Genomic DNA, 24,187 nt, shown 5'->3' on the forward strand with positions numbered 1-24,187 from the left:
GCTACTTTATATATTTTTCTTGCCTTATTAACGAAAGGTATTTATAATTCGAAGCCTTGCACTTTAGTGCAATCCTATGAGGGCATTGTTGGTATCTCGCAACGATATTCGGCTTACTTAGTCAGGTTCGGAAGAAAGCAGCTTGGGTCGAAATTCTCGTGTGCCGAGAATAGCTGGCAATGTCCTCTCCCGTTTCTGCTTGCATATAAATTTCCTAATATCCTACCGCTTGCTATTCAGGGTCTAACCCCAAGCGTATGGCAAATCGCATAACTCAATTCAGAACGGTTGAGAGTGTAGAAGTGGAAATCTTTCACGCCCTCTTTTGAGAGGATTTTTACCATATCCATTGCGATGCTTGCCCCCACAAGGTTACGGGTGGTTTGGTCATCGTCTAAGCCTTGATACATTTTGCTCATCCAGCTTGGGATTTTCACGTTGGTGATTTTCGCCATTTTTTCGAGTTGCTTGAAGTTGGATACGGGCAAAATCCCCGGCACGATTTCCACATCAATCCCCACGGTGGCACAACGATCACGGAAGCGTAAATAGCTGTCGATATCGAAGAAGAATTGCGTAATCGCACGGCTTGCCCCTGCATCAATTTTTTGTTTGAGGTAGAGCAGATCCGATTGGGCTGATTTCGCCTCTGGGTGAACCTCAGGATACGCCGCCACCGAAATTTCAAAATCTGCCACCTCTTTCAATAATGCGACCAAATCTGACGCATAAAATGGCTTTTTCGCATAGCCCGCAGGCTCATCGCCACGCAGGGCAACAATGTGGCGAATGCCGTTATCCCAATAATCTTGGGCGATTTGACGAAGTTCATCGGGGGTTGCGTCAATGCCCGTCAAATGTGGTGCCGCAATGATCCCTGTTTCTTGTTGAATGGTTTTCACGATGGAATGGGTGCGATCACGCTCGCCCGAGTTCGCCCCGTAGGTTACAGAAACAAATTTCGGTTTAAGCACTTTGAGACGATGAATTGAATCCCACAACAGGTTTTCCATTTTTTCATTTTTCGGCGGGAAGAACTCAAAAGAGACGTTAATTTTGCCGTTCAAATCGGCAACGCTTTGATTTAAAAGGTCAATTTCTTTGGCGTAGCTCATAGGCTTTTCCTTATTATTCGTGGGTATGAGGTTTAGTTTGCATACTGAACGGCGGTGTTGTTGATTTAATTTAAGACGTTCAGCCGTTTAGACGGCTAAAACTTTAACGAGAATGGGTTGGGGTGTCAATTTAATAATTTTCACGATCAAGATAAATAATTTTCATATTAACTAATCGTAAGCGGTAAGATTTCTAGTAAATCCTCAGAATGCCCAATTTTACCTGATAAAAAACCCGTTCCGCTGAACGGGTTTTCTGTTTTTTAGGTTATTTGGTTAAATCAACTTGATATACCGCAAACCCTGTTTCGTCCGTACCCACTTTTTCCATTGGATATTGAGCATTCTCTTTGATGAATTGAGCCGCTTTTTCCGTTGGTGAAGTTTCAAAACGCACATCAAGTTTTACCTTGCTGTTGATTGGGGCGATTCGCCAGTTTTTATCTGCCGTTGGGCTGACTTGACCTTTCGCCTTGCTTTCCGCAGAAATGTAATTCGCAAGGATTTGGCGGTTTTCATCAGGGGCGGCGAAAACGATATTTTTGTCGCCCGTGCCTGGGAATTTACCACCGTAAGCACGGTAATTGTTGGTCGCAATCAAAAACTCAGCTTTTGGATCAACAGGTTTACCGTTGAATGTTAAGTTGGTTACACGGTGTGAATTTGGATCAATCAATTTACATTCGCCGTCATAACGAGCGGGTTTGGTAATGTCGAATTGATAATTTACCCCGTCAATCACATCAAAGTTATAGGTGCGGAAACCTGTCCAATTCAATAAACTTTGTGTTTTTTCGCTGGTTGGGGCGATTTGATTGAACATTCCTGCACTACATTCGAGCCACTCTTTCAGCTCTTCGCCTGTGATTTTTAATACCACTAAGGTGTTTGGATAGAGGTATAAATCCGCTGCATTACGGAAAGTTAATTCGCCTTTGTCCACTTCGGTGTAGCCCGTTGGATCGTTTTTACGACCACCCGCTTTAAATGGTGCACCTGCACTTAAAATCGGCAAGCCAGCCAGTTGTGGTAAGCCTTTCACCACGTTTTCCACATAGGCTTTTTGGGCTTGGTTTACGATTTGAATGGTTGGATCGTCTTGCACTAAGGCTAAGTAGCTGTACATATTGTCGGTCGCTTTACCGATTGGCTGCGACACAAATTTACGGGTTGCCTCGTGGGTATCTTTCAATAACGCCACCATTTCTGGGTGGTTTTCCACGAGGGATTTTTTATTTTCCGCATCGTAGATTGGGCGTAATGCCGCTTTGCCGTCCACCACTGCCCATTTACCATTTTGTTCGGCAAGGCTTAAATCAATCACACTGATATTGTTACCCCAATACCCTGCCATACTTTCTGGCACGCCTTTCATTGTGCCTTTCACGATGTCCGCATTTGGCGATTTTTCAAACTCTTTATTTGGGAACAAGCGGTGCGAATGCCCGAAAATAACCGCATCAATGCCTTTTACATCGGCGAGGTAGAACGCACAGTTCTCTGCCCCCTCTTTATAAGGTTCATCAGACGGACCTGTATGTGCCAACGCCACCACAATATCCGCCCCTTTTTCTTTCAAAATCGGCACATATTTTTCAGCGGTTTTAACAATGTCTCTCGCCTCAACTTTACCCTCTAAATTTGCCTTATCCCACACCATTACTTGCGGTGGCACAAAACCGATATAACCGATTTTAACCGTTTGATTTTTACCGTTTTGGTCGATAATCGTTTTTTCTTGGATCACATAAGGGGTAAAGGCGGGTTCGTCTGTGCCAGCTTTTACGATGTTCGCATTGATAATCGGGAAATTCGCTTGCTTGATCGCTTTATCTAAATAATCCAAACCGTAGTTAAATTCGTGATTACCGAGCGTTCCCACTTCATATTTCATCGCATTCAACGCCATAATGGACGGCTCTGGTTTATTCTCTTTTGAGCCTGCGGCGGCTTGATAATCTGAAATTGGATTACCTTGAATTAAGTCGCCGTTATCCACTAACACGCTGTTTTTCACTTCTTTGCGAGCTTGGTCGATCAAGGTTGCGGTGCGAGTGAAACCGAATTTGTCGGTCGGTGCGTCTTTGTAGTAGTCAAAATCGGTTAAGAAACCGTGTAAATCGGTGGTCGCAATAATGCGTAAATCCGCCTGATTCGCACCGCTTGCAAAGGCAAAACGGTTCGCCCCTAGCACTAACATTGCACTTGCACTTAATTGAATAAATCGACGTCTGTCCATTTTAGATTTCCTCTGTTGTAGAAATAAAAATAACCCCACCACATTGTGGGCAGGGTTTAAAAATTAGAAAGTTTCTTTGGCTTGTTTGGTTAATTCCGCAGGCAAGTTAATGCCTAGCTCATTTGCCGTTTTTTGGTTAATCGTGAGTTCCAACTGCTCTACTTGCTGGGTTGGAATTGAGCCAGCTTTATCGCCACGCAACACTTTCGCCGCCACTTTTGCCGTTGCCACGCCAATATCATATTGATTGACTGAATAAGCGGCTAATGCACCTCGTTTTACCGTGTCTTTATCCGAGGCGAAAACAGGCAATTTTGCTTCCAATGCCGCTTTGTGTAAGGCTTCATAAGCGGAAACCACCGCATTATCTTCGGAAATATAGATCGCTTGCACCTTGCCATTTAAGCTACGAGCCGCCGTACCAATGTCCGCACTACGTTGCACCGCCACTGGAACGATTTTGATCCCAGCCGTTTTGCTCGCTGTTTCTAACTCTTTCAGCACGCTCACGGAATTTGCCTCGCCTGCACTATACACATAGCCTAAGGTCGTTAAATTTGGCACCACGGTTTTGATTAAGTTAAGTTGTGGCTCAATTGGACGATGATCAGAAACGCCCGTTACGTTCGTACCGCTTGCGTCCCAAGATTTAACTAATTTCGCCCCAACAGGATCAGTTACCCCTGAAAACACAACGGGAATGGTTTTAGTTGCTGCCACAACAGGTTGAGCAGACGGGGTGGTAATCGGAATAATCACATCGGCTTTGTCGCCCACAAATTTACGGGCGATTTGAGCGGCTGTCGCAGAGCTACCTTGTGCTGATTGGAAATCAATTTTGATATTTTTGCCTTCCACAAAGCCTTCACGAGCCAATTCCTCGATCACCCCTTGGCGAATAGTGTCTAACGCTGGGTGTTCAACAATCGCGGTGATTGCCACATTTTGCACTTTATCTTGGGCAAAAGCACTGACAGCAAAGGCACTTAATGCAGTAACTAATAACGTTTTGCGTAATTTCATTGTGATCTCCTTTTCGATCTTGGGTTATTTTGCTGTACTATCTTTACTGTACTAGCTTGATAGTACAAAACATCGTTAAGATATGCGAAAGCCTGATAAATAGCAATTCTTGCACGGTGCAAGCGGTTAAATTGTAGACAATCTTTACAAATTCGCCAGCAAAAAACAAAAACCGCTTATAGCGTTCGCTACAAGCGGTCAGTTTGTAGCGAATTTTTAAGATCGCTTAAACTAATTTCAAATGTGATTTCTTTTTCGGACTACTCTGCCCTGCGTTCGTTTCAGCCTGTGCCTGATGACGAGCCAAATAGCTCTCTTCGCTATAATGCTCTTCTTCTTGGAACATCACGCCATCGCCACTCTCTTGGGCGTATAACGCCACTGCCGCACCAAATGGAATGTAGAGATCCCGCAACATTCCTTGAAATCTCGCACTAAAACGAATGGCTTCATCATCGACCACATACTGCCCAATTGAGCGAGGGGCGATATTAAGAATGATTTTGCCGTCTTTAATAAATTCAATCGGCACATCCACATCGGGATAATCCGTATCCACCAACAGATATGGGGTCAAATCATTATCAATAATCCAGTTATAGTAGGCGTGATAAAGGTAAGGGCGTAACGGTTTCATTAGTCTTTATCGTCCATTAAATGTTTCGGGGCGGCACCGCCAACGGATTGCATAAATGAATCACGTTGGAAAACACGGTTCATATAGGCTTTGATCTGCTTACCACCATTGCCAGGGAACTCTACGCCGAGGCTGGTCATTCGCCATAATAATGGGGCAACGTAGCAGTCAATTAAGCTAAATTCATCACTCATAAAGAATGTATTTGCCGCAAAAACAGGGGCAACGGCGAGAATATCCGAGGTTAATTGAGTAAGGGCTTTTTTACCCTCTTTCGATTCGGGATCTTTATTCACAATATCAATCAACGAATACCAATCATTTTTAATGGTGTGCATTGTTAAACGATATTTGCCCCGTTGCATCGGATAGACAGGCATCAACGGCGGATGTGGAAAACGCTCGTCAAGGTATTCCATAATGATGTGAGCATCAAACAGGGTAACTTCACGATCAACAAGGGTTGGAATTGAACCTCTTGAATTATGTTCCAATAAATCTTCTGAAATTGTACCTTGTGGGATATTTTCAATATCGTGCGGAATCCCCTTCTCGGCTAACACGATACGCACTTGGTGGCTATACACATCTGTTTTTTCTGAATATAACGTCATTCCTGCACGCTTACTTGCACTCGTCATTTTCTACTCCGATAAATTAAAAATTCTGCGGATTATACCATTTCCAACCCAAAGATAACAGCCCAAAACCGCAAATAAAAAAGACCACATCAGTGGTCTTTTTATCCAAATTACATATTTAGAGGAAAATCAAACAATCACTTCCAATCCGCCCATATAAGGTCTTAACACTTCTGGCACGGTGATTGAACCGTCGGTGTTTTGGTAGTTTTCGAGGACGGCAACGAGAGTGCGTCCAACCGCTAAACCAGATCCGTTGAGGGTGTGGACGAGGCGAGGTTTTTTCTCGCCTTTGGCACGGCAACGGGCTTGCATACGGCGAGCTTGGAAATCCCACATATTTGAGCAAGAAGAGATCTCACGGTAGGTGTTTTGAGCTGGCAACCATACTTCCAAATCGTAGGTTTTGCACGCCCCGAAACCCATATCGCCCGAGCAAAGTAGCATTTTGCGGTATGGCAAGCCGAGTAATTGCAACACTTTTTCCGCGTGGCCTGTCAATTCTTCGAGGGCTTCCATTGATTTTTCAGGGGCAACGATTTGTACCATTTCCACTTTGTCGAACTGGTGCATACGGATCAAGCCACGGGTATCACGCCCGTAAGAACCCGCTTCGGCACGGAAACACGGGGTGTGAGCGGTCAGTTTGAGCGGTAAATTTTCTTCCTCTAAAATTTCATCACGCACGAGGTTAGTAACAGGCACTTCGGCAGTTGGAATGAGGGCAAACGGCTTTTGCACCACGTTCGGATCTTGACCTGCTAAGGGTTGGGTGTGGAACAGATCTTCGCCGAATTTCGGTAACTGCCCTGTACCGAAAAGGGTGTCGTGATTGACCAGATACGGCACATAGGTTTCCGCATAACCGTGTTGTTCGGTGTGCAGATCCAACATAAATTGCGATAAAGCACGGTGCAAGCGAGCGATTTTGCCCTTCATCACTACAAAACGGCTACCCGCCAATTTTACGCCCGCAGGGAAATCTAGTCCGTCCAACTGCTCGCCAAGGGAAACGTGATCTTTCACTTCAAAATCAAATTGACGTGGCTCGCCCCAACGTGAAATTTCAAGGTTTTCACTATCATCTTTGCCGATTGGCACTTCGTCCGCTGGCAAGTTTGGCACGGAAAGCAACAAATCACGGATTTCCCCTTGCACTTTATCCAATTCCGCTTTGGCGATATCAAGTTCTTCCCCCATTGAATTCACTTCTTCTCGCAGAGCGGAAATATCCTCGCCCCTCGCTTTTGCCGCACCGATATTTTTTGAGCGAGCATTGCGTTCTGCCTGTAAATTCTCGCTTTTCACTTGCAAGTTTTTACGTTGTTCTTCAAGGGCTTTCACACGCTCAACATCAAGGCTAAACCCACGTTTGGTTTGCAAAATGTGAGCCACTTCGTCTAAATTGGTTCGCAGTAAATTTTGATCAATCATTGTAATTCCTTTGAATAGCTAAAATTTTCAGATAACCGACCGCTTGTTAGCCACGGTTGGCGTTTTTCATAATCCGTTCTTTGGCGACTTTCCATTCACGATCTTTGATGTCTTCACGTTTATCGTGCAATTTCTTCCCTTTCGCCACCCCAATTTTGACCTTCGCCCACGCATTTTTCCAATAAAGGGAAAGTGCCACCACAGTAAAGCCATCACGGTTCACTTTTCCGTAGAGCGAGTCTAATTCTTTCTTATTTAACAATAACTTACGGGTGCGAGTGGGGTCGCAAACGATGTGGGTGGAAGCCATATTTAACGGCGTGATCGTGCCGCCAAATAAAAAGGCTTCGCCGTTGCGGAACATCACATAACTATCGCCGATATTCGCCTTGCCAGCTCGCAAGGATTTCACTTCCCACCCTTGCAATTCCAGCCCTGCTTCAATCTCTTGCTCGATAAAATACTCGTGTCTGGCACGCTTGTTGAGGGCAATCGTGTTTGAAGCAACTTTTGGTTTTTTTGCCATAATTCCGTTCAATCCAATAAAAAATTAGGCGTGATTTTACCTTAAATCACGCCTGCTCGACAAATAATTACCGAAATTTTTAACAATCTACCCGCTTGCTTTTGCCTGTTGTTGGGCTTTTTGACGGCGGATCTCTTTCGGATCGGCGATCAAAGGGCGATAAATCTCAATGCGGTCGCCATTTTCGACCATATCCGTCAATTTTGCAGGGCGACTAAAAATCCCCACTTTATTTTCTCGCAGATCAATTTCAGTAAATTTTTCCAACACCCCCGACTGCAAAATCACATTCTGCACGGTGGTTAAATGTTCTAATTCCACTTTTTGCAGAAAATAACGCTCGGGGTAAGCGTAAACCACCTCAACCACTAATTTTTCAGACACCATACACCTCTTTCGCTCGCTGTTTAAAGGCATTGACCATTTTAGCGGTCAGTTCTTGGAAAATTTGCCCAAACACCATTCCAATCATCGGGTTGGAAAATTCAAATTCCAAATACAGGGAAATTTTGCAACTCTGCTCGTCAAACGGCTCAAATGTCCACGCCCCTTTTAACTGGCGAAAAGGGCCGTTCAATAAATTCATTTCAATTTTTTGGTTGGGAATCATTTTATTGTGGGTGCTGAACGTTTGGCGAATCCCCAATTTTTGAATATCTAACTCGGCACTCAACGCATTTTCGCCGAGGGACAACGTTCTCGCCCCCACACATCCCGACAAAAACTGCGGATATTGTTCATAATCGTTCACTAAACGATACATCTGCTCGGCACTATACGGCACAAGGCTGGATTGGTTTACGGTTGGCATAAGTAATAACAAAATAAAATTTTGAGCAAGTATAGCAAATCTTATCGCTATCCTAAACTTCAAATATGCAGTTTTAATCTAATGGGTAGATTAAAAAATTTTTTTCAAATCTACTCGCTTGGTTTATATACATTTTATTAAACTTTACCAATTTTTATAAAATTTAAGCAACCGTTTGCCACCCTTGCAAAATCTTGCGTTTTACGTTTAAAAATCGCTTTTTTTTTTGTAAAAGGCTTGTTATAGTACGCACCTCTTTTGTTCAATTTGAGAACCGTTATGACCGCACAAATTGCCGTGATTATGGGCAGTAGTTCCGATTGGGAAACGATGAAAAATGCTTGCGAGATACTCGATCAATTCGGGGTGAGCTACCACAAGCAGGTTGTTTCCGCTCACCGTACCCCTGATTTAATGTTTGAATTTGCTGAACTCGCCCGTGAACGAGGCTTTAAGGCGATTATTGCTGGGGCTGGCGGTGCGGCTCATTTACCGGGTATGGTGGCGGCAAAAACCACTTTGCCTGTAATCGGGGTGCCAGTGCAGTCCAAAGCCTTGAACGGTATGGATTCGTTGCTCTCAATCGTACAAATGCCGGGGGGCGTGCCAGTGGCGACAATGGCGATCGGCAAGGCTGGGGCAATTAACGCAGGGTTATATGCGGTGCAGTTGCTTTCCGCCTTTGATGAAAATCTTGCCGAAAAACTGACCGCTTACCGCCAAACCATTTCTCAACAAGCTCAAGCGAGTGATGTTCAACTCTATGAATAATCCCTTTTTGAATACCACCATCGGCATTATCGGCGGTGGTCAGCTCGGTAAGATGATGGCACAATCGGCGAAGCGACAAGGCTACCGTGTGATTGTGCTTGATCCGCAAGCCGATTGCCCCACTTCGCAAGTGTGCGATCAACAGATTGTGGCAGGCTATGATGAGCCGCAAGCCTTACGCCAACTTGCTGAACAGTGCGATGTGATTACTTACGAATTTGAAAATGTCGATTGCGACACCATCGCCCAAACCCTTTCCCCAACCCTCTTTCCCCAAGGGATTCGCACCTTGCAGGTTTCCCAAAATCGCTTGGCTGAAAAAGCCTTTTTAACGGAACAAAATATCCCAGTTGGGGCGTTTCAAACGGTGCGATCCGTGCAAGATTTAGCCAGTGCGATTGAAAAAATCGGCTACCCTGCGGTGTTGAAAACCACCCGTTTCGGTTATGACGGCAAGGGGCAAGTGGTGCTAAAAAGTGAGGTGGATTTAGATAAAGCTCGCCAGCTCGCCGAAAGCCAAGAGTGCGTTTTAGAGGCGTGGGTCAATTTCGAAAAAGAAGTGTCGATAATGATCGGGCGGAATTTGAACGGCGATTGCTCGATTTTCCCTGTGTCGGAAAATATTCATCTCAACAACATTCTGCATTTATCCATTGTGCCAGCACGCATTTCGCCAAGTCTTGCCGAAAAAGTGCAAGCCTGTGCCGAGAAAATCGCCAATGCGTTGAATTTAGTGGGAATGTTAGGCGTGGAATTTTTCGTGACCGAAAACGAGGTGTATGTGAATGAAATCGCCCCTCGTCCGCACAATTCGGGGCATTATTCGATTGAAGCCTGTAATTTTTCCCAATTTGATACGGCGATTGCGGCGGTGTTGAACTTGCCAATGCCGAAAATTCGCCTGAATTCGCCGGTGGTAATGGTAAACGTGTTAGGGCAACATCAACAAGCGGTTTACGCCGAAAAAGCACGCCAGCCACAGTGGCATTTCCACGACTACGGCAAGCACGAAAGCAAACACAATCGCAAAATGGGGCATATCACGATCTTAGGTGAGATCGAAGCGAGCCTGAATGCGATTACCCAAACGCAGATTTGGTAACAGGTACAGGGTGCGTCTCTGTACCTTTTTTATTTTAATTTTTTGCCCCCTACCCCGCCTATGGCGGCACTTCCCCCGTAAACGGGGGAAGTGGTCGAGCAAAACGAGACCGAAGAGGGCAAACAAGCGGTCAGATTTTTGTAAACATTTACGAGGAACTATGAATAAACGTATCTTTGTCAGAAAAAAAGCGGACTATCGTCAAGAGAGCGAGGGGTTACGCCAAGGGTTAAATCAAGCCTATCAACTCGGTTTGAATCAGCTTGATAGCTATATCATTTATGATATTTACCAAATCAGCGAGCAAACCTATCAGCAAGCTAAAACCTCAGTATTTTCTGAGGTAATGGTTGATGAGGTGTTTGAGAACCTTGATTTGGTTGAGGGCAAATACTTCGCTTATGAAACCTTGCCAGCTCAATACGATCAACGTGCCGATAGTGCGATGCAATCGATCCGCTTGTTGGATACCCAATCCCAAGCGGTAGTTCGTTCGGGTAAAGTGATCGTGTTCGATAAAGCCTTGACCGCCGAGCAACTGGCAAAAGTGTCGCAATATCTGGTGAATCCGATTGAAGCCCGTGAAAAAGATATGCAAAGCCTTGCGTTTTCAATGGATTCCACCCCAAAACCGCTCAAAGATTTAACGGGCTTTAACGCATTTTCTGAGGCGGAACTGACCGCTTTAAAAGCGGAAATGTCGTTGGCAATGCCCCTTGAAGATATGCAGTTTATTCAACAATACTTCCGTAGCGAGCAGCGTGATCCGACTGAAACGGAAATTTACGTCCTCGACTGCTATTGGAGCGATCACTGCCGTCACACCACTTTTGAAACGGTGCTAGACAGCATTGAGATCCAATCCGCCCTGTTCCGCCAAGAAATGCAATCCGCCTTTGAGGATTACCTCGCCTTCCGCCAAGGGCTAAACAGCGAAAAACCGATTACGCTAATGGATATGGCGAGCGTGGTCGGCAAATATCATCGCAATGTGTTGCAAGATAGCACCATTGAAGTGAGCGAAGAAATCAACGCCTGTTCGTTCTTTACCACCATTGAAAACAACGGCAAGCCCGAGCAGTGGCTGATTCAATTTAAAAACGAAACCCACAACCACCCGAGCGAAATTGAGCCGTTTGGCGGCGCGAGTACCTGTATCGGCGGTGCAATTCGTGATCCGCTGTCGGGCAGAAGTTATGTCTATCAAGCAATGCGAGTGTCGGGCAGTGGCAACATTCTGCAAAAACGAGAGGACACCCTCGCCCACAAATTACCGCAAGTGGAGATTTCCACCGGCACGGCAAAGGGCAATTCCTCGTACGGCAATCAAATCGGACTGGCGACCACCTATGTGAAAGAGCTTTACGATGATTCCTATGTGGCAAAACATATGGAAGTGGGGGCGGTTGTCGGGGCAGTGAAAGTCGGCGATTTCAAACGTGAAAGCCCTGCAAGCGGTGACATTGTGATTTTAATTGGCGGTCGCACGGGGCGAGACGGCATTCAAGGGGCAAGCGGTTCAAGCGTGGTGCATACCAACGATTCCCTCGAAACGGCGTCCAGCCAAGTGCAAAAAGGCAACCCGATTGAAGAACGCAAACTGCAACGCCTGTTCCGCAACCCTGCCGTGACTCGTTTAATCAAAAAATGTAACGATTTCGGGGCAGGCGGTGTATGTGTTGCGATTGGCGAACTTGCCGAGGGGATTGAGATCCACTTGGACAAAGTGCAAGTTAAATATCAAGGTTTAAACGCCACCGAACTCGCCACCAGCGAATCCCAAGAGCGTATGGCAGTGGTGATCGATCCGAAAGATTACGATCAATTCGTGGCAGAATGTATCAAAGAGAATATCGAATACGCCCACGTTGCGACCATTACCGACCGCAGACGATTAGAGATGTTCTACTTCGGCGAAAAAGTGGTGGATATGGGTGCCGATTTCTTAGCCACCAGCGGCGTTCGCCAGCACGCTAATGCGGTGTTAGTCGATAACGCTGCCGCAAATCCATTCCAACCAAAACCATTTAGCAAATCGGCACTCTTAGCAGAATTAGCCAGCCTCAACGTGGCTTGTCAAAAAGGTATGGCACAACAATTTGATAGCAGTATCGGGGCGACCACTGTGTTAATGCCGTTTGCCGGCAAACACCAATTAACCCCTGTGCAAGCCAGCGTGCAAGCCTTGCCAACCCTTTACTCAACGAGCGACACCGCCACGATCTTAACCTACGGCTTTATCCCTGCGATTTCGCACTACTCGCCGTTCCTTTCCTCAATTTATGCGGTGTTGGAATCCCTCGCCAAAGTCTATGCGGTGGGCGGAAATAAAGAGAGCCTCTATTTTTCATTCCAAGAATATTTTGAGAAATTAGGTAAAGATCCGCACAAATGGGGCAAAGTTACCCAAGCCCTACTCGGCTCGATTTACGCTCAAAAAGCAATCGGTTGCCCGAGTATCGGCGGAAAAGATAGTATGTCCGGCACATTCAACGATTTAAATGTGGTGGAAACCTTAATTTCTTTCGCTTGTACCCCTGTCAAAATCGCCGATGTGATTACCCCAGAGCTGAAAAAAGCAGGCAACAAACTCTACTTCGTGCCAGTCGTCAAAGATGAACGTGGCTACCCAGATGTGGCGAAAACCGTGGCGAATTACGAACAAATTCATCAGCTTATCAAACAGCAAGCGGTGGTTTCCGTCTATGTTTTAGAGCAAGCGAGTTTGGCGGCTTCCCTCGTCAAAATGGCAATCGGCACCGATTTAGGCTTTACCATTCAAAGCGAAAACGCCCTTGATTTCGCCCCTGCTTCCCTTGTGTTAGAAGCCACTGGCGACTTGCCGTTTGAGTTAATCGGCGAAGTGAGCGACAGATTCCAAATCAACGGCGAAAACTTTACCCGTGGCGAGATCGAAAATGCCTATTTGCAAACTTTCGAGGCAATCTACCCGCTTTATCAAAACACGAATAAAGGCAACTGCGAAAACCTTGCCGCCCAAGGGAAAACCAAACGCTACTACCCTGAATTTGTCGAAAATGTGAAAGTGGTGATCCCAGTTTTCCCAGGCACAAACTGCGAATACGACAGCGAAAAAGCGTTCCGTGATGTGGGGGCAAGCACTCAAACCGTGCTGATCCGCAATAAGCGTGAGGGTGATATTGAACAATCGATTGATGAATTGGTGCAAGCGATTGAAACCGCCCACATCATTATGTTCCCCGGTGGTTTTTCCAGTGGCGATGAGCCAGACGGCAGTGCCAAATTTATTGTGAACGTGCTGAAAAATGCCAAAGTGAAACAGGCAATTCATCAGCACCTCGCTCAGCAAAAACTGATTTTAGGTATTTGTAACGGCTTCCAAGCCTTAATCAAATCGGGCTTGTTGCCGTATGGTGAGATCCGTGATTTGGACGACAACGATTTGACCCTCTATCACAACGACAGCCACCGTCATATTTCGACCACCGCTCGCACCCGTGTGGCGAACACCAATTCGCCGTGGACACAAGGCTTTGAGCTTAACCAAATCCACGAAGTGATTTTCAGCCACGGCGAGGGCAAATTAGTGGGCGTAGATGTGGAAAAATTCAAACATCTGACCGCTTTCCAATACTGCGACTTTGACGGCAACGCCAGCGAACACGGTAAATTCAACCCGAACGGCTCACATTATGCGATTGAGGGCTTAATCAGCGAAAACGGCTTGATCCTCGGCAAAATGGGACATAGCGAACGCTACGGCACGGGGCTTTACAAAACCCACACAATTTCTGATCGCCAAGACATTTTCAAAAATGGCGTGGCATATTTCCAACACAACGAGGTGAACTAATGAAACTGCTCTATGAAGGCAAAGCCAAACAACTGTTTGAATGTGAAGATCCAAACCAAATCTATGTGCATTACAAAAATAGTGCCACCGCATTCAATGGCGTGAAAAAAGAAGAATTTGAGCAAAAAGGCGTGCTAAACAATAGCATTACCTCGCTGATCTTCGACTATCTCGCCAAAAACGGCGTGAAAACCCACTTTATCAAGAAAGTGAACGACACCGATCAGATTTGCCAACACGTTCAAATCGTTCCCCTTGAAGTGATTATCCGCAACATCGTGGCAGGTTCAATGGCGACTAAATACGGCATTGAAGAAGGTCGCGTGCTTGCCAAACCTGTGTTTGAATTGAGCTACAAAAACGATGCGTTGAACGATCCGCTGATCAACAACGATCACGCCGTGGCACTCGGCATTGTGAGCGAAAGTGAATTAGAGGACATCAAGCAACAGGCGTTAAAAATCAATGAGTTACTCAAAGCCTTGTTCTTGAAAGCGAATTTAACCCTTGTCGATTTCAAAATTGAGTTCGGTAAAACCAAAGACGGCGAAATCATTCTTGCCGATGAAATCTCGCCTGACACTTGCCGTTTATGGGAAGTTGGCACGCAGGAAAAACTGGATAAAGACCGCTTCCGCCGTGATTTGGGCGGCGTAATGGACGCTTACCGTGAAGTGTTACGGAGATTAGAGAATGTATAAAAGTTTAAATGAGGAATGTGGCGTTTTCGGGGTGTGGAATCACGCCGAAGCCAACCAAGTGGTTTACTACGGTTTGCATAGCTTACAGCACCGTGGACAAGAAGCCGCTGGGATCGTGGTTGCCGATCACGACACAATGCGAGGACACCGTGATCTCGGCTTGTTGGCGGAAGTGTTCCGTGATAAACAGAAACTCGAACGCCTCAAAGGACACGCGGGGATCGGACACGTTCGCTATGCCACTTCGGGCAGCAGCAGCGTTCGCAATACCCAGCCGTTTTTATACCGCTTCCACGATTTAGACGTGGCGATGTGCCATAACGGTAACTTGATTAACAGCCGTACCCTACGCAAATCCCTTGAACAAAAAGGGGCGGTGTTCTATTCCTCGTCTGATACGGAAGTGCTGATCCACCTGATCCGCCATAGCCAAAAACCAACCTTTGAGGAACAACTGAAAGAGAGTTTACGCACCATTAAAGGCGGTTTCACTTACCTGCTTTTAACCAAAGACACTCTGTACGGTGCGGTCGATCCAAACGGCTTACGCCAATTAGCGGTCGGCAAAATGCAAAACGGGGCTTACGTTCTCGGCAGTGAAACCTGTGCGATTGATGCGGTTGGGGCAGAATTTGTCTGCAATATCAAAGCAGGCGAATTAGTGATTATCAACAACGAAGGAATGCGGATCGAGCCTTACACCCAAGTGGAACGTGAAGCGATTGCGGCAATGGAATACGTTTATTTCGCTCGCCCTGATTCCGATATTGCCGAAGTGAATGTCCACGCCGCACGCAAACGTTCGGGCAGAATCCTCGCCCGTGAATATCCAACCCCGAATGCGGATATTGTGATCGGCGTACCAAATTCTTCTCTTTCGGCAGCGACAGGCTATGCGGAAGAAAGCGGTTTGCCTTACGAAATGGGCTTAATCAAAAACCAATATATCGCTCGCACCTTTATTCAACCCACCCAAGAATTGCGTGAGCAAGGGGTGCGAATGAAGCTCTCGGCGGTGCGTAGTATCGTCAAAGGTAAATCGGTGGTAATGGTGGACGACTCGATTGTGCGAGGCACAACCAGCCAACGCATCGTCCGCTTGCTGAAAGAAGCAGGGGCGAAAGAGGTTCACGTTCGAATCGCTGCCCCACCGCTGATCTTCCCAAGCTATTACGGCATTGATATTTCTCGCTCTGGCGAGTTAATCGCTGCCAACAAAACCATTGAGGAAATCTGCGAATACTTAGGGGCGGATTCCCTCGGCTATTTAAGCGAACAGGGCTTAATTGATGCAGTGGGCTTAGACACCGATCAGCCTTACGGCGGTTTATGTATGGATTGCTTTAACGGCGACTATTGTGCCGGTCTTTATGACTACGAAGATGAGTTCTACCGTGAGCTTACCCCAATCCAAAAAGCCTTTTTACAACATCGATCAAACAAGGAATAACAATGTCATACGCATATAAACAAGCTGGCGTGGACGTGCACGCTGGTTACGAAACCGTAGAACGTATCAAAAAACACGTCGCCAAAACTCACCGCTTTGGCGTGCTAGGCGGATTAGGTGGCTTCGGTGGCTTATTCGACCTCGGTAGCCTCAACTACAAACACCCAATTTTGGTCTCTGGCACGGACGGGGTTGGCACCAAATTACTACTCGCCATTCAACAGCAAAAATTTGACACCATCGGGATCGACTGCGTGGCAATGTGCGTAAACGATGTGGTAACGGTCGGGGCAGATCCGCTCTACTTCCTCGATTATGTGGCGGTCGGCAAAAACAAACCCGAAGTGGTGGAACAGATCGTGGCTGGCGTGGCGAAAGGTTGCGAACTGGCAGGCACGGCGTTAATCGGTGGCGAAACGGCGGAAATGCCCGATATGTACGCCCCCGAAGATTTTGACCTCGCAGGCTTTACCGTGGGCGTGGTCGAAAAAGACGAAATGTTACAGCCAAACCAAGTACAGGCTGGCGATGTGTTGATCGGTTTAGCGTCTAGCGGTATCCACTCAAACGGCTACTCGCTGGTGCGTAAATTATTCTTCAAAGATAATCAATTTGGCTACGATCACCAATTCCCTGAGCTCAACGGCAAAACCCTCGGCGAAGAATTGCTGACCCCAACTCGCATTTATGTGAAAGAGATCCTCGCCCTGCACAAACAGAAATTAGTCAATGGCGTGGCACACATTACAGGGGGTGGCTTTATCGAAAATATCCCGCGTATGTTCAGCGAAGATCTGACTGCTAAAATCCAAATGGGTAGCTGGGAAGTGTTACCGATTTTCTCGCTAATGCAAAAACTCGGCAACTTCTCACAAGCGGAAATGCTCGGCACATTCAACCTCGGCGTGGGAATGGTGGTGGCAGTGAAACCTGAAAATGTAGAGCAAACCCTCGCTACCCTCGCCCAATTTGGCACGACCGCCAGCGTGATCGGCGAAGTGGTAAAAAAATCAGAGAATCTGACCGCTTTAACAGGCAATGAGGTTGTACTATGAAACCTTTCCGCCTTGCGGTAATGGCAAGTGGCAACGGCTCAAACTTTTCCGCCATTCAGCAAGCCACCCAAGACGGCAGGATCAGCGGTGAGATCGTCTGCTTGATTTACGACCGCAAAGAGGCGTTCGTGCAAGAACGAGCCAAACAAGCTGGCGTGCCAAGTTTTTATGTGAGCCTCAAAGCCAGCGGTTCAAAAGTGGCTTATGAACAGCAAATCGTGCAGATTTTGCGAGATCATCAGGTCGATTGCGTGATTTTGGCAGGCTATATGAAAATCGTGGGCGAAACCCTACTTGCCGCCTACGAGGGCAAAATGCTTAATATCCACCCTGCTTTTCTGCCTGAATTCCCAGGGAAACAGGGCATTTTAGATGCGTTCAACGCAGGCGTTTCGCAAACGGGCGTCACGGTGCATTTGGTTGATGAAGGGGTGGACACGGGCAAAATTCTGTTGCAAGAACGGGTGCCAGTGCTGCCCGAAGATAGCCTCGACAGCCTCGCCGAGCGGATTCATCAAGTGGAACATCGCCTTTATCCGCAAGCGATTGAGGCATTTTTAACCCAATTTGAAAAGGAATAACGATGAAATTACTTGTTATCGGCAGCGGCGGTCGCGAACACGCCATTGCCAAAACTCTCAAACAGTCGCCGAGCGTGTCCGCCGTGTATTGTGCCAAAGGCAACCCACGAATGAAACAAGACGGCATTATCACGGTAAACCTCAGCGAAACAGACGGCAAAGCCATTGTCGAATTTGCCCAAGCCAACCAAATTGATTGGGTGTTTGTCGGGCCAGAGATCCCACTCTTTTATGGCGTGAGCGATGCGTTAGAACAGGCTGGCATTCCCGTTTTCTCACCAAGCCAAGCGGCGGCAAAATTGGAATATTCCAAAGATTTCGCCAAACAAATTATGCAAAAATATGGCGTGCCAACCGCCAAATCCGCCACCTTTACCGATTTTGAACAAGCAAAAGCCTATGTGCTGGAACAAGGTGCGCCGATTGTGATCAAGGCAGACGGCTTAGCCGCTGGCAAAGGCGTAGTGGTCGCAATGAGCGAAGCGGAAGCCATTTCCGCCCTTGAAATGATGTTGGTTGATGAGCTTTATGTGAACCAAGACGACCAAGCTCGCGTGGTGATCGAGGAATTTTTAGAGGGCGAAGAATTTTCGCTATTCAGCTTCGTCAATGGCGACAAAGCGTGGTTTGCCGGCATTTCGCAGGATCACAAACGAGCCTATGACGGCGATCAAGGCCCAAACACAGGCGGAATGGGGGCATATTCCCCTGTGCCACAATTCGGACAGGACGTGATCGATGAAGCGATGAAAATCGTGGTGCAACCAACGATTGAAGGGCTAGTAAAAGAAGGCACGCCATACAAAGGCGTTCTCTACGCAGGTTTGATGATGACCAAAGACGGCATCAAAGTGATCGAATTTAACGCCCGTTTCGGCGACCCTGAAACCCAAGTGGTGCTACAACGCTTCGAGAGCGATTTCGCCCAACACATCAGCGACATTCTCAACGGCAAAGAACCGCAAATCAAATGGAAAACCCACGGCATTACCCTCGGCGTAGTGGTAGCTGCCGAAGGCTACCCAGCCAAAGCAGAAAGCGGTTTTGACCTCGGCGAATTAAGCGTCCCAGCCGACAGCAGCCTGCAACTGTTCGGGGCGGGTATTACCAAACAAGGCGACAAATTCATCGCCAACGGCGGCCGCCTATTCCTCGTATCCGCCACCGCCGACAACGTCAAACAAGCCCAACAGCAAGTTTACGCCTACCTCACCGATAACCCAATCCCTCACACTTTCTACCGAAAGGATATTGGGTTTAGGGCTGAGAAATAGCTCTAATAGCAAGGGGTAGGATTCTGCGAAATTTGTAGATTCCCCCCACTGCACAAAATCGTGATTCAGGGGATTGAAAGCCAAATGTTTTTCGTGGGCAGGCATTTAAGGCTTGCTCTACGCGTTCAACATCAGCTTGGGTAATCTCGCTTAAATCACTCCCTTTTGGAAAATACCGACGGACAAATCCGTTGGTATTTCCGTTTACACCCCACGCAAAAGCCCCCGCAAGCGGTCGAAAAAGGGCAAAATTAAGCAACAAGCAATGTTCGCCAAACTTAAAACCGCCCGATTTATGCGACAAACGGCAAACGCCCAAGGACTAAGCCTTGGCTACACAGGGCAAAATGCCTTTATTGCTAACGTACACCAATTCGGCTTATCTAGCCGTGTGTCGAAACGAGCAAGATACAAAGTCAAATACGATCAACGGGAATTGTTAGGTTTTACCGAACAGGATATCGAAATGATTGAGGATTTAGTGATTGAAAGGCTAGCGAAGGGGTAATAAAAAAGGCGGTTAAAACCGCCTTAACATTACCGATAGTGAGGATTTTTACCGAGGCGTTTAATGCTCTCGATTTCGGCTTCTATGCTATTTTCTTTTACTTCCGTTTCTTTATCTGAATTTTCTGAAACAAACCATAGAACAACCGCTAAACCAAATAAAATACTTAACGTGAGCGGAATATCTTCAAACATTAAAAACAGTAAAAACCAGCCCAAGAAAAGCCCTAATCCAATCGCAATGAAACGCCAAAATACCACAACTAAGGATAGAGCTATCACACCAATAAAAACCGATGCAGCTACGGCTATAATGATCCCCAAAATAGAAAACCAAAACAGACCACCAAAGAATAACGCTACACCAAAGAAGTAAATTAACCCAATCATTGCACTTCCCCCTATCAATTTTCCTTAAATTAAAACCTCTTTTCGATAATGTCAATACTAAAACCACACTAACACAAAAAATTTACAATCTAAGAAATATCTATAATTTATTCTTTGAACTAAGGATACTACGTCTATGGCAAATAGTAATTTGAAACTCGAAGTCATTTTATCGGCTGTTGATAAACTTACAGCACCGTTCCAAAATGCGAGTAAAAAAGTAATCGAACTCGCAAAACAACTCTCTAAAACAAAAAGAACATTGGGTGAATTAAGTTCACAATATAGTGATAATCAACGAAAAATTAACCTATATGCAAAAACATTAAATCCTCTCAAAAATCAACTTACAGAAACCAACCGAAAGCTCAAAGAAGCCCAAAATGAAGCTCAACGTTTAGCAGATAAATTTAATGCAACGGCGAATCCCTCAAAGCGTTTAACCAAACAATTTGAACGTGCAAAAAATGCCGTAAAAAAATTAGAGCAAGCCCAACAAGCACAAAATCTCAAATTAGAAACCGCTCGCAAAAAATTAGCGGAAAGCGGGATCAATACCGCACGTCTCGCCCAAGCACAACGTGAGCTACGCAATCGAATGAATGAGGCGAATGCCTCTATTGATCGCCAACAAAGAAGATTGCAACAACTCAATCAACGAGCGAAAGCCAATGCAGTTTATAGCAGACGAGTTCAATCCGTTAAGCAGATGAGCGAGTTTACAGCTAATTTAGGGCAACGAGCTATGGTTCAAAGCTATGCGGTTGGGCGAGCAATGGTATTGCCGCTATTTGTTGCTATTTTCCCTTTCGAGAGCATTCCTACTTGCACTATTTCAATTTCCCCTACGCAGGATTATCAATATCAATAAATTCCACCTCTACCCCATAGGTTTCGGCGAGCCATTCGCCGAGGGCTTTTACGCCGTCTCGTTCGGTGGCGTGATGACCGCAGGCGTAGAAGTAGATGCCTTGTTCACGGGCGGAATGGGTGGTTTGTTCGGAAATTTCGCCCGTGATAAAGGCGTCAATTCCTTTGGCGGCGGCGAGGTCGATGTAGCCCTGCCCGCCCCCTGTGCAGATCGCCACGGTTTTGATCGGTTTTTGGGGGAAATCAGGGTGGAAGTCGCCGCAGAAAGTGGGTTGGCGGTTGAGTGCTTTTGCTAACCGTTGGTAAAGTTCGTCCGCCGAGATCGGTTCGGCAAATTCGCCGTAAACGGGGATTGAGTTCGGTTTATCTTCTAAACCTTGCAAGTTAATCGCCCCAATATGGTTGGCGAGTTGGGCGTTATTGCCGAGTTCGGGGTGAATGTCGAGGGGCAGGTGGTAGCCAAACAAGTTGATGTCGTTTACCAGCAGGGTTTTAATCCGCTTGCCTTTCATTCCACGAATACACGGGCTTTCGCTTTTCCAAAAATAGCCGTGGTGTACCAAAATCGCATCGGCGTTTTTTGCGACTGCTTTTTCAATTAGCGGCAAACTAGCGGTAACCCCCGTGATGATTTTGCGGATTTCCCGTTTGCCCTCGACCTGCAAGCCATTTGGGGCGTAGTCGGCAATCGCTTTACTGTTGAGTTTTTCGTCTAAAATTTGTTCGAGTTGAAGATTGGTGAGCATTGTTCTTCCTTTTATCAATAAAAATTTTGAGCAGTATAGCACGGTTTATTCCGTGCAGAATTTTGAGTATGATACGCCCTCGTAAAAATTTCCGAAAATCAGACCGCTTGTAGGGGCAAAATGGCAAAAAAACGAATCATTGTGGGGATCAGCGGGGCGAGTGGCTTTCAATATGGCTACCACACCCTGCGGATATTGCGGGCGTTGGGCGAGGTGGAAACCCATTTAGTGATGTCGAAAGGGGCGGATCTGACCCGTTCCTTAGAAACCGATTATCGCCGTGAGGATTTAATCGCCCTCGCCGATCAGGTACATTCCATTCAAGATGTGGGGGCAAGCATTGCCAGCGGTTCGTTTAAAACGCTGGGAATGATTGTCGCCCCTTGCTCAATGCGAACCCTCGCTTCGGTGGCGAATGGGTTTAGCGACAATTTGCTGACCCGAGCCGCCGATGTGGTGCTGAAAGAACGCCGCCGTTTGGTGTTAATGGTGAGAGAAACGCCGTTCAATTTGGCACATTTGGACAATATGCGAAAGGTAACGGAAATGGGGGGGATTATTTTTCCGCCCGTGCCAGCCTTCTATCAAAAGCCGACTTCGGTGGAAGAAATCATTACCCACAGCGTGCAACGGGCGTTGGATCTGTTTGAGTTGGATATTAAGATGAAACGTTGGGGCGAATAGCCCCAACTTTTTGGCTAAACCAGTTGCCCGTTGTCGATTTTTAGCACTTGATCGAAGTTTTCCAGCCCTTGCAAGCGGTGGGTTATCATCAATAAAGTGCGATCTTGGCAATGGTTAAAAATCAGTTGTAGGATCTGCTGTTCCGTGGTGCGATCCAGCCCTTCGGTTGGTTCATCGAGCAACAATAATTCCGCCTCGCTCAACAAGAGACGAGCTAGCCCCAAACGGCGTTGTTCCCCGCCAGAAAGAGGGCGACCGCCGTCCCCCAGCCATAAATTCAAGCCGTCTGGTTGATCGGCGAGATAGCCCAAACCGACTTTTGCCAACACGTCCAACAATTTTTCATCACTGGCTTGCGGATTCCCCAATTTGAGATTATCCGCCAAACTGCTGCTAAAAATATGCACTCGCTGACTTAACACCGCCGTTTTTTGGCGTAGGGTATTTTCGGCATAGTCGGCAATCGGGTAAGCATTTAGCCAAATCTGACCGCTTGTAGGATCATAATTACGGGTCAAAAGTTGGAAAATGGTCGATTTGCCACTGCCCGTTTTGCCTAAAATCGCCACTTTCTGCCCTTTCAAAATCTCAAAAGAAATGTTGTTCAACGCAGGTTGGATCGATTGCGGATAGGCAAAAGCGACCTTTTCAAAGCGTACAAGGGGTGCGTTTTCCGAAAATTTCTGCCATTGCTGCGAGCCATTAAACTGCACCGTTGGCGATTGTTCAGTGATTTCATTGAGGCGATCCGCCGCCGCAATCACCTGCCCTAGGTGCAAAAAGGCGATTCCGATTGGGGTTAAAATTTCCAACGAAGCGAGGACACAAAAAATCACCAACGCAATCAAGGCTTCGCCATATTCCACATTTGGCATTGTCGCCGTGCTGAACAGCAAAATCACGGTGCAAACTAACAGCCCGTTCGCCACCAACAATAACGCATTGGACAATCCGCCAAGCTGACTTTCTCGGCTTTGGGCAGCAAGCCAGTGTTTTTCCGTCTGTTGCAATTTTTCGGTGGCATTTTGTTGCACGCCAAACAGTAAAAATTCCGCATTGAGCTGAATCCACTCAATAAATTGGGAACGATAACTCGCCCGAGCCTGCACCACATTTCGCCCCGTTTTCTGCCCTAAACGGTAGAAAATAGTCGGAAAAATCGCCAATAAGGCAAGCAACGTGCCGCAAATCACAAGGGCTAACAGCGGCGAAATAAAGGAAAGCCCGATACCCATAAAGGCGATTACCATTACCGCACTCACAAACGGCGAAAGCAGATTGAGATAAAGGGTATCGAGGGTATCCACGTCCGCCACCAAGCGGTTCAATAATTCACTATGGCGATAGCGATTTAACCCCACAGGGCTAAGGGGAATCAGCTTTTTGAACACTGCCACTCGCAAACTCGCCAACACACGGAAAGTGGCATCGTGAGTAACGAGGCGTTCAAAATAGCGAGCGATCGTGCGTAGAATTGCCAATCCTCGCACCCCTGATGAGGGATAGAAAAAATTGAAAACAAAGATTGATCCCGCCAAAAATGAAGCGGTTAAAAACCAGCCCGACAAGCTCAATAAGCCAATGCTGGCGGTTAAGCCCGTAATCGCCAGCACCATACCCAACAACAACCGCCCGAAATGGGTGCGGTAAAGGGTTAGAAAAGGAAAAAGTGATCGCATTATCAAAAATTACCTATGATGATTTGGTTTTAGATTGCTTTTTCATTCGTTCTACATAACGATTTAAGCCAATCGCCAAACAAATTAAAAATAAGGCGAAACCTGCGAGGGGGAAT

The 24,187-nt window shown here is 46.6% G+C and carries 23 protein-coding genes and 1 other RNA gene; 12 read left to right on the forward strand and 12 right to left on the reverse strand.

Annotated features, from left to right (window positions below; all coding sequences use genetic code 11):
- The first annotated feature begins 85 nt into the window (after positions 1–85).
- Positions 86–183: signal recognition particle sRNA small type (gene ffs / locus B0187_RS05650), an RNA gene on the forward strand.
- Positions 184–236: 53 nt separating this feature from the next.
- Here the strand turns inward: ffs and metF are convergent.
- The 9 genes from metF to B0187_RS05695 all read right to left on the reverse strand — a co-directional run bounded on the left by metF (position 237) and on the right by B0187_RS05695 (position 8,426).
- Positions 237–1,115 carry a methylenetetrahydrofolate reductase gene (gene metF, locus B0187_RS05655; protein WP_078236890.1) on the reverse strand — a complete coding sequence of 293 codons (879 nt, stop codon included), beginning with the start codon at positions 1,113–1,115 and terminating at the stop codon, positions 237–239.
- 268 nt (positions 1,116–1,383) lie between these two features.
- Positions 1,384–3,354, reverse strand: a complete 1,971-nt coding sequence (cpdB, locus tag B0187_RS05660) for a 2',3'-cyclic-nucleotide 2'-phosphodiesterase (protein WP_078236891.1) — start codon at positions 3,352–3,354, stop codon at positions 1,384–1,386.
- 63 nt (positions 3,355–3,417) lie between these two features.
- Positions 3,418–4,377 carry an ABC transporter substrate-binding protein gene (locus B0187_RS05665; protein WP_078236892.1) on the reverse strand — a complete coding sequence of 320 codons (960 nt, stop codon included), beginning with the start codon at positions 4,375–4,377 and terminating at the stop codon, positions 3,418–3,420.
- 226 nt (positions 4,378–4,603) lie between these two features.
- The gene (locus B0187_RS05670) at positions 4,604–5,014 is read right to left on the reverse strand and encodes a ClpXP protease specificity-enhancing factor (RefSeq protein WP_078236893.1); all 411 of its coding nucleotides are present in this window, start codon (positions 5,012–5,014) and stop codon (positions 4,604–4,606) included.
- Positions 5,014–5,655 carry a glutathione S-transferase N-terminal domain-containing protein gene (locus B0187_RS05675; protein WP_078236894.1) on the reverse strand — a complete coding sequence of 214 codons (642 nt, stop codon included), beginning with the start codon at positions 5,653–5,655 and terminating at the stop codon, positions 5,014–5,016. The genes B0187_RS05670 and B0187_RS05675 overlap by 1 nt, the downstream gene beginning before the upstream one ends.
- A 129-nt stretch (positions 5,656–5,784) precedes the next feature.
- Positions 5,785–7,089: a serine--tRNA ligase gene (gene serS / locus B0187_RS05680; protein ID WP_078236895.1), complete on the reverse strand. Its 1,305-nt coding sequence runs from the start codon at positions 7,087–7,089 to the stop codon at positions 5,785–5,787.
- A gap of 46 nt (positions 7,090–7,135) precedes the next feature.
- A complete protein-coding gene (smpB, locus tag B0187_RS05685; protein ID WP_211272712.1) occupies positions 7,136–7,618 on the reverse strand; it encodes an SsrA-binding protein SmpB in 483 nt (160 codons plus the stop codon).
- A gap of 84 nt (positions 7,619–7,702) precedes the next feature.
- Positions 7,703–8,002, reverse strand: coding sequence for an RnfH family protein (locus B0187_RS05690; protein ID WP_078236897.1), 300 nt, complete (start codon positions 8,000–8,002; stop codon positions 7,703–7,705).
- Positions 7,992–8,426 carry a type II toxin-antitoxin system RatA family toxin gene (locus B0187_RS05695; RefSeq protein WP_078236898.1) on the reverse strand — a complete coding sequence of 145 codons (435 nt, stop codon included), beginning with the start codon at positions 8,424–8,426 and terminating at the stop codon, positions 7,992–7,994. Before B0187_RS05695 ends, B0187_RS05690 begins: the two co-directional genes overlap by 11 nt.
- A 279-nt stretch (positions 8,427–8,705) precedes the next feature.
- Between B0187_RS05695 and purE the strand changes: the two genes are divergently transcribed.
- The 9 genes from purE (at position 8,706) to B0187_RS05740 (ending at position 19,703) form a co-directional block, all read left to right on the forward strand.
- A complete protein-coding gene (purE, locus tag B0187_RS05700; RefSeq protein WP_078236899.1) occupies positions 8,706–9,197 on the forward strand; it encodes a 5-(carboxyamino)imidazole ribonucleotide mutase in 492 nt (163 codons plus the stop codon).
- Complete coding sequence (gene purK / locus B0187_RS05705) at positions 9,178–10,299, forward strand: 5-(carboxyamino)imidazole ribonucleotide synthase (RefSeq protein ID WP_211272710.1); 1,122 nt, start codon at positions 9,178–9,180, stop codon at positions 10,297–10,299. The genes purE and purK overlap by 20 nt, the downstream gene beginning before the upstream one ends.
- A gap of 160 nt (positions 10,300–10,459) precedes the next feature.
- On the forward strand, positions 10,460–14,134 hold the full coding sequence (locus tag B0187_RS05710; protein ID WP_078236900.1) for a phosphoribosylformylglycinamidine synthase: 3,675 nt from the start codon (positions 10,460–10,462) through the stop codon (positions 14,132–14,134).
- Positions 14,134–14,835: a phosphoribosylaminoimidazolesuccinocarboxamide synthase gene (gene purC, locus B0187_RS05715; RefSeq protein WP_078236901.1), complete on the forward strand. Its 702-nt coding sequence runs from the start codon at positions 14,134–14,136 to the stop codon at positions 14,833–14,835. Before B0187_RS05710 ends, purC begins: the two co-directional genes overlap by 1 nt.
- On the forward strand, positions 14,828–16,285 hold the full coding sequence (gene purF, locus B0187_RS05720) for an amidophosphoribosyltransferase (protein WP_078236902.1): 1,458 nt from the start codon (positions 14,828–14,830) through the stop codon (positions 16,283–16,285). The genes purC and purF overlap by 8 nt, the downstream gene beginning before the upstream one ends.
- A gap of 2 nt (positions 16,286–16,287) precedes the next feature.
- Positions 16,288–17,340, forward strand: coding sequence for a phosphoribosylformylglycinamidine cyclo-ligase (gene purM / locus B0187_RS05725; RefSeq protein ID WP_078236903.1), 1,053 nt, complete (start codon positions 16,288–16,290; stop codon positions 17,338–17,340).
- On the forward strand, positions 17,337–17,921 hold the full coding sequence (purN, locus tag B0187_RS05730) for a phosphoribosylglycinamide formyltransferase (protein ID WP_078236904.1): 585 nt from the start codon (positions 17,337–17,339) through the stop codon (positions 17,919–17,921). The genes purM and purN overlap by 4 nt, the downstream gene beginning before the upstream one ends.
- Before the next feature lie 2 nt (positions 17,922–17,923).
- Positions 17,924–19,195 carry a phosphoribosylamine--glycine ligase gene (gene purD / locus B0187_RS05735; RefSeq protein ID WP_078236905.1) on the forward strand — a complete coding sequence of 424 codons (1,272 nt, stop codon included), beginning with the start codon at positions 17,924–17,926 and terminating at the stop codon, positions 19,193–19,195.
- 196 nt (positions 19,196–19,391) lie between these two features.
- On the forward strand, positions 19,392–19,703 hold the full coding sequence (locus tag B0187_RS05740; RefSeq protein WP_281247599.1) for a phage virion morphogenesis protein: 312 nt from the start codon (positions 19,392–19,394) through the stop codon (positions 19,701–19,703).
- Between the two features lie 29 nt (positions 19,704–19,732).
- Here the strand turns inward: B0187_RS05740 and B0187_RS05745 are convergent, their stop codons facing one another.
- Positions 19,733–20,092, reverse strand: a complete 360-nt coding sequence (locus tag B0187_RS05745; protein WP_078236907.1) for a hypothetical protein — start codon at positions 20,090–20,092, stop codon at positions 19,733–19,735.
- Between the two features lie 136 nt (positions 20,093–20,228).
- On the opposite strand from B0187_RS05745, the gene B0187_RS05750 reads away from it, so the two are divergent.
- Positions 20,229–20,963: a hypothetical protein gene (locus B0187_RS05750; RefSeq protein ID WP_078236908.1), complete on the forward strand. Its 735-nt coding sequence runs from the start codon at positions 20,229–20,231 to the stop codon at positions 20,961–20,963.
- On the opposite strand, the gene B0187_RS05755 is transcribed toward B0187_RS05750, so the two are convergent.
- On the reverse strand, positions 20,938–21,708 hold the full coding sequence (locus tag B0187_RS05755) for a Nif3-like dinuclear metal center hexameric protein (protein ID WP_078236909.1): 771 nt from the start codon (positions 21,706–21,708) through the stop codon (positions 20,938–20,940). The two genes, B0187_RS05750 and B0187_RS05755, sit on opposite strands and share 26 nt — an antisense overlap.
- Positions 21,709–21,828: 120 nt before the next feature.
- Between B0187_RS05755 and B0187_RS05760 the strand changes: the two genes are divergently transcribed.
- Positions 21,829–22,392: a UbiX family flavin prenyltransferase gene (locus B0187_RS05760; RefSeq protein ID WP_078236910.1), complete on the forward strand. Its 564-nt coding sequence runs from the start codon at positions 21,829–21,831 to the stop codon at positions 22,390–22,392.
- Between the two features lie 14 nt (positions 22,393–22,406).
- Here the strand turns inward: B0187_RS05760 and cydC are convergent, their stop codons facing one another.
- A complete protein-coding gene (gene cydC / locus B0187_RS05765; RefSeq protein WP_078236911.1) occupies positions 22,407–24,071 on the reverse strand; it encodes a heme ABC transporter ATP-binding protein/permease CydC in 1,665 nt (554 codons plus the stop codon).
- Positions 24,072–24,187: the final 116 nt, after the last annotated feature.

Source organism: Haemophilus paracuniculus, from assembly GCF_002015115.1.
Taxonomy (GTDB): domain Bacteria; phylum Pseudomonadota; class Gammaproteobacteria; order Enterobacterales; family Pasteurellaceae; genus Haemophilus_E; species Haemophilus_E paracuniculus.

What these genes read in the sequence shown, in the direction of transcription:
- metF (WP_078236890.1), bottom strand. Translation starts at nt 1,115, where the DNA reads ATGAGCTACGCCAAAGAAATTGACCTTTTAAATCAAAGCGTTGCCGAT.
- cpdB (WP_078236891.1), bottom strand. Translation starts at nt 3,354, where the DNA reads ATGGACAGACGTCGATTTATTCAATTAAGTGCAAGTGCAATGTTAGTG.
- B0187_RS05665 (WP_078236892.1), bottom strand. Translation starts at nt 4,377, where the DNA reads ATGAAATTACGCAAAACGTTATTAGTTACTGCATTAAGTGCCTTTGCT.
- B0187_RS05670 (WP_078236893.1), bottom strand. Translation starts at nt 5,014, where the DNA reads ATGAAACCGTTACGCCCTTACCTTTATCACGCCTACTATAACTGGATT.
- B0187_RS05675 (WP_078236894.1), bottom strand. Translation starts at nt 5,655, where the DNA reads ATGACGAGTGCAAGTAAGCGTGCAGGAATGACGTTATATTCAGAAAAA.
- serS (WP_078236895.1), bottom strand. Translation starts at nt 7,089, where the DNA reads ATGATTGATCAAAATTTACTGCGAACCAATTTAGACGAAGTGGCTCAC.
- B0187_RS05690 (WP_078236897.1), bottom strand. Translation starts at nt 8,002, where the DNA reads ATGGTGTCTGAAAAATTAGTGGTTGAGGTGGTTTACGCTTACCCCGAG.
- B0187_RS05695 (WP_078236898.1), bottom strand. Translation starts at nt 8,426, where the DNA reads ATGCCAACCGTAAACCAATCCAGCCTTGTGCCGTATAGTGCCGAGCAG.
- purE (WP_078236899.1), top strand. Translation starts at nt 8,706, where the DNA reads ATGACCGCACAAATTGCCGTGATTATGGGCAGTAGTTCCGATTGGGAA.
- purK (WP_211272710.1), top strand. Translation starts at nt 9,178, where the DNA reads ATGTTCAACTCTATGAATAATCCCTTTTTGAATACCACCATCGGCATT.
- B0187_RS05710 (WP_078236900.1), top strand. Translation starts at nt 10,460, where the DNA reads ATGAATAAACGTATCTTTGTCAGAAAAAAAGCGGACTATCGTCAAGAG.
- purC (WP_078236901.1), top strand. Translation starts at nt 14,134, where the DNA reads ATGAAACTGCTCTATGAAGGCAAAGCCAAACAACTGTTTGAATGTGAA.
- purF (WP_078236902.1), top strand. Translation starts at nt 14,828, where the DNA reads ATGTATAAAAGTTTAAATGAGGAATGTGGCGTTTTCGGGGTGTGGAAT.
- purM (WP_078236903.1), top strand. Translation starts at nt 16,288, where the DNA reads ATGTCATACGCATATAAACAAGCTGGCGTGGACGTGCACGCTGGTTAC.
- purN (WP_078236904.1), top strand. Translation starts at nt 17,337, where the DNA reads ATGAAACCTTTCCGCCTTGCGGTAATGGCAAGTGGCAACGGCTCAAAC.
- purD (WP_078236905.1), top strand. Translation starts at nt 17,924, where the DNA reads ATGAAATTACTTGTTATCGGCAGCGGCGGTCGCGAACACGCCATTGCC.
- B0187_RS05745 (WP_078236907.1), bottom strand. Translation starts at nt 20,092, where the DNA reads ATGATTGGGTTAATTTACTTCTTTGGTGTAGCGTTATTCTTTGGTGGT.
- B0187_RS05750 (WP_078236908.1), top strand. Translation starts at nt 20,229, where the DNA reads ATGGCAAATAGTAATTTGAAACTCGAAGTCATTTTATCGGCTGTTGAT.
- B0187_RS05755 (WP_078236909.1), bottom strand. Translation starts at nt 21,708, where the DNA reads ATGCTCACCAATCTTCAACTCGAACAAATTTTAGACGAAAAACTCAAC.
- B0187_RS05760 (WP_078236910.1), top strand. Translation starts at nt 21,829, where the DNA reads ATGGCAAAAAAACGAATCATTGTGGGGATCAGCGGGGCGAGTGGCTTT.
- cydC (WP_078236911.1), bottom strand. Translation starts at nt 24,071, where the DNA reads ATGCGATCACTTTTTCCTTTTCTAACCCTTTACCGCACCCATTTCGGG.